At 47.0% G+C, this 3662-nt stretch carries 8 protein-coding genes; 1 reads left to right on the top strand and 7 read right to left on the bottom strand.

Annotation, left to right across the window (positions count from 1 at the left end; translation table 11 throughout):
- Window positions 1-210, top strand: a 210-nt coding sequence (locus ACR2PX_RS24615; RefSeq protein ID WP_434001998.1) for a hypothetical protein, incomplete at its 5' end; no start/stop codon positions are given.
- Here the strand turns inward: ACR2PX_RS24615 and ACR2PX_RS24610 are convergent.
- The 7 genes from ACR2PX_RS24610 to ACR2PX_RS24580 form a co-directional block, all read right to left on the bottom strand.
- The gene (locus tag ACR2PX_RS24610) at window positions 165-653 is read right to left on the bottom strand and encodes a hypothetical protein (RefSeq protein ID WP_434001997.1); all 489 of its coding nucleotides are present in this window, start codon (window positions 651-653) and stop codon (window positions 165-167) included. The two genes, ACR2PX_RS24615 and ACR2PX_RS24610, sit on opposite strands and share 46 nt — an antisense overlap.
- On the bottom strand, window positions 650-1357 hold the full coding sequence (locus ACR2PX_RS24605; protein ID WP_434001996.1) for a hypothetical protein: 708 nt from the start codon (window positions 1355-1357) through the stop codon (window positions 650-652). Before ACR2PX_RS24605 ends, ACR2PX_RS24610 begins: the two co-directional genes overlap by 4 nt.
- Entirely contained in the window at window positions 1357-1728 is a 372-nt protein-coding gene (locus tag ACR2PX_RS24600; protein ID WP_434001995.1) for a hypothetical protein, read from the bottom strand. Before ACR2PX_RS24600 ends, ACR2PX_RS24605 begins: the two co-directional genes overlap by 1 nt.
- Window positions 1706-1903 carry an ISAzo13-like element transposase-related protein gene (locus ACR2PX_RS24595; RefSeq protein WP_434001994.1) on the bottom strand — a complete coding sequence of 66 codons (198 nt, stop codon included), beginning with the start codon at window positions 1901-1903 and terminating at the stop codon, window positions 1706-1708. The genes ACR2PX_RS24600 and ACR2PX_RS24595 overlap by 23 nt, the downstream gene beginning before the upstream one ends.
- 174 nt (window positions 1904-2077) lie before the next feature.
- Window positions 2078-2323: a hypothetical protein gene (locus ACR2PX_RS24590; protein WP_434001993.1), complete on the bottom strand. Its 246-nt coding sequence runs from the start codon at window positions 2321-2323 to the stop codon at window positions 2078-2080.
- Window positions 2324-2650: 327 nt separating this feature from the next.
- The gene (locus tag ACR2PX_RS24585; protein ID WP_434001992.1) at window positions 2651-3064 is read right to left on the bottom strand and encodes a hypothetical protein; all 414 of its coding nucleotides are present in this window, start codon (window positions 3062-3064) and stop codon (window positions 2651-2653) included.
- Between the two features lie 11 nt (window positions 3065-3075).
- The coding region (locus ACR2PX_RS24580) for a hypothetical protein (RefSeq protein ID WP_434001991.1) at window positions 3076-3662 on the bottom strand (587 nt) is incomplete at its 5' end.

The raw sequence follows: 3662 nt of genomic DNA, 5'->3' as shown, positions 1-3662 counted from the left end.
CGCCTTGTATCGTTGTTGTGCATCCAGGGTCTTGCCTTCGATTTTTTGCCACAGCTGGCTGGTTTCATCCGGATGCAGTTGCCGGTTATAGTGCTCCTGAGCCTGGCCTATTTCTGCCCCGGTTTCCCTCCCGCTGCCTGGGCGGCTACGGCGGCCATGAGTGCCTATCCTGTAGCGGCCTGCTTTATGGCGTCTTCAATCGTCCGGTAATTCAAATACTCGCATCCTCCTGGAATTAGCTTCAGATCATAAATACCAACGCATTCAAACTCGAAAGACTCAGCCTTGATTATCCAGTCTCCAATACATGTATGCGGATCACTGAACTTCCCTTCAATCAAATACTCGTTCATATGAATATCATTGTCAGTCAGATCAAAAGGCCCATCATCAACATCCTCAGAAGGTTTAAAATAACCCTTGCCGCCTCTCCTTGGGTCTCCTACATACTCTGAAATGTCTCTTGTTGAGCTGACCACATTCTTGAAACGCATGGTTCCAGTAGCTATGTCACCATACTGTCCCGCTGGATGGTTGCCAGTTAAAAACAGCTTAATAGCTGGCACTAATAAGTCACTACCATTCTTTATGGGTCTGCCATAAGTGCTTTCACAAACATGGAATTCATCAAAATTTTCTCTATAAATAATCATTCTGTAGTTCCTCTCTTTCTAAGGACAGTGCTTTTCATCTTGTCTTTATCCAAATCACCTCCATCACTATCATGAAAACCCTGAGCCCTATATCTTTCCAACAATGGTATTTTTTTCGCTACCACTTCCAGATTTAAAGACTCCAATACTTCAAGATCAGGTAGTTTGCCATATTTATTTGATCCATAGGCATTAATGGTTATTTCACCACAGGGCTTCAATACTCTGGCCGCCTCTGGCAACCAGTCCATTATACTATCTGTCCTGCTATGCTCCTTGGGAATGTAAGGGTTATTGGTGACTATCTCATCAACCGAGTTCGTCTTGACGGGCAAATCGATTGCTGAACCCCTGATCCCTGATTCAGCCCTTGTATCCAAGTTGATTGCACCGGGGTTCATGGAATGTTTCCCGCCGAACATATCAAGAATCACTTTCCCATCGTGATCAACGCTTAGCCCGTCGATCTGGGAATAATAAACCAACACCCTTTCACCGGTACCCGGATGCTCCAGAATCAGCCCCTGTCGCTGGTCGGCTTCCCGGCTGAAGTGGATCGGCAAGCCCTTATCTTCTGGGAGTGGGTAAACACCCGCTTCTACCGGTACGTCAGCAGGATACTCTGTCGCCTTCGGTGGCTCCCCGTGTTGCGGCAACCAGGTGCCCTTAAAGCCATTCGGCAGGGTAAAACTGTCCCTGTCCATTACAACCACCTCCAGCCGCTTGCCCAGGCTGTCGGTGTAGACGGTTGCCCGTGCTCGTTGTCACTCTGGTAGGTGAGGGTTTCCTGGACTAATTTTCGATCAGCAAGAGCCGAGGTGCTTTCAGGCGAAAACAGCAACCCCATCACGAAGAAGCCGGGATTCACGCTAAAGGGTTTAATCAGTTTCCCCGTTAATTCTGACCAACTCGCCTCTGGTAATGTGGCTGCAAAGGTTGAGGCAGCCAATAAAGAACCATCGTAGTTCAGTTCAAAGTCGCCAGCGCAGCTGCCTGCCTGACAATACGACTGCGGCTCGGTGTCTTTTCGCAGCTCGCTTCTGAGGAAATCGTTATCCGGGGGAGCCACCGACAAAATCATGGCTCCTGAAACTTTCCATCCTCCGAGTATCGATACTGATCACCGATTTGCCCGCATCAAGATACTCTTTTTTTAAACGGCTAATGTTTTCAAACTGAGCATTGCGATCAGCATTCTGACCCATGGTTCGCTTTTTTTGTAGCTTACGACGACGGTAGTGCATTCTCATAAAGCAGACGTGAAACAATATTCTTACTGGCAGGTGTACCAAGGGGCGCGAGCTTGTTGGAAATCTTACGTCGGGAAAGGTTAGTTCACTTTACCTCTTGGCGCATCGGATCTCCAGCAGTGTGATCACGCAAAACCCAATGAAAGTGATCAATGAGCTGTGAGTTCTTCTCAATCAGGGGTTTTCGTCTGCCCCTTTTTTTCTCTGGCAGGTAGAGTTCGGTTGCTCTTCTGACTCCATCTCAGCAATTCCACGACTTATGGTTTTCGGGACACAGCCCAATAACTCAGAGATGAACGCAATACCTCCGTGCCCAAGCTTAACAGCCTCAACAGGAGCGTAACGTCTACGATAACGCTCGTTGAGAGTGTTATAGAAAAGAATCATTTGAATGGCGATGGCTGGAGAATAATGGCTCAAGGCAGGGCGATCTCATTTGGTACTAACCCTTTAAATTCGGTGCCTACAGCCAGATTTTTGCACTCAGAAAAACTGAGTGGTTTGCTTTCTCTGAAAGCCTGTTAAACCAAGGCATAACAGTGAGTTATTGCCTTTATCAGAGAGCAGTCCAGAAGTATTTTCAGCTTGTATATGACCTTGAAAATCTGCAAATTCAGAGGTGGTTAGTGCCAAATGAGATCGCCCTGTGGCTCAAGGTAACTTCCTATACTTTATGTTGCTGAGCCTGTTATCCTCAATTAACAGCTGCATGGAAATCAGGAAGTTATTTCGGGACTATTCCTTACTTCATGATCCTGTCCTTAATGCGGGTTCTCCCATTAAACGATAACGGTTAGCAACTTGTTCATGGGTAAGAACGTTTTCCTCTGGGTCGTCATAAATAATGAGCCACCGCTCGCCCATCCTTGTGACCAACCAGTCAGCCAAATGACGGCTCTGGCCTTGGCTACTGAAATTCAATTCCAAATAGGTTTGAATCGGCTCGCCGTCCAACGCCTCACGGAATTCAGCTAATTCTGATTCTTCAAAGAAATCCGGTTCTTCAAGATAGAAATCGGAGATTACAAACCCGACCCACCCTTCGCCTTCACTGACATAGCACCATTCCTCATGAAAATAACCATTTAGCGAGTGGGTAAACTCTTCCAGCTCTTCCTGCGTGATACGCTCTGAACTAATAATTAATGCTGAATCGCTCATGACTTTATCCTTTATAAATCCAGTTCTAGTAACGTTTCAATGGTTGTTATAACCTCTGCCCCTACTTTTTCAAATGCCTTTATTTGCTGCGGCCTTGCATGGGGCGCAAATAAAATAACTTTCTTACCTGTCGGGTTCACTCGCTTGTCATTGATATAAGCTTCCAGCTGTTTACCCTTGTTAATTGACCCTTTGGAGTTTGTGACCTCAACGATGTAATTGGGTGTTTCAACATCAATTTCTCTTAATCCGAATGCTGTTCCATCGGGCCTGATGGTCTTGTTGAAATCAACCAACGACCCAACTTCATTAACTGCCTTGGCCACTTCACCCTCTAGCCTTGTGCCCTCATTGTCTGAATTGAGTGCTTCCTTGATCTTGTCCTCAAACCCTGTTGAATAATACACCAACACCCTTTCACCGGTACCCGGATGCTCTAGAATCAGGCCCTGTCGCTGGTCGGCATCCCGGTTGAAGTGGATCGGCAAGCCCTTATCTTCTGGGAGTGGGTAAACACCCGCTTCTACCGGTACGTCAGCAGGATACTCTGTCGCCTTCGGTGGCTCCCCGTGTTGCGGCAACCAGGTGCCCTTAAAGC

Source organism: Endozoicomonas sp., from assembly GCF_051008435.1.
In the GTDB taxonomy this organism is placed as follows: Bacteria; Pseudomonadota; Gammaproteobacteria; order Pseudomonadales; family Endozoicomonadaceae; genus Endozoicomonas_A.
Note: the sequence above shows the minus strand (reverse complement) of the source record. Positions and strands in the feature narration are given on the sequence as shown.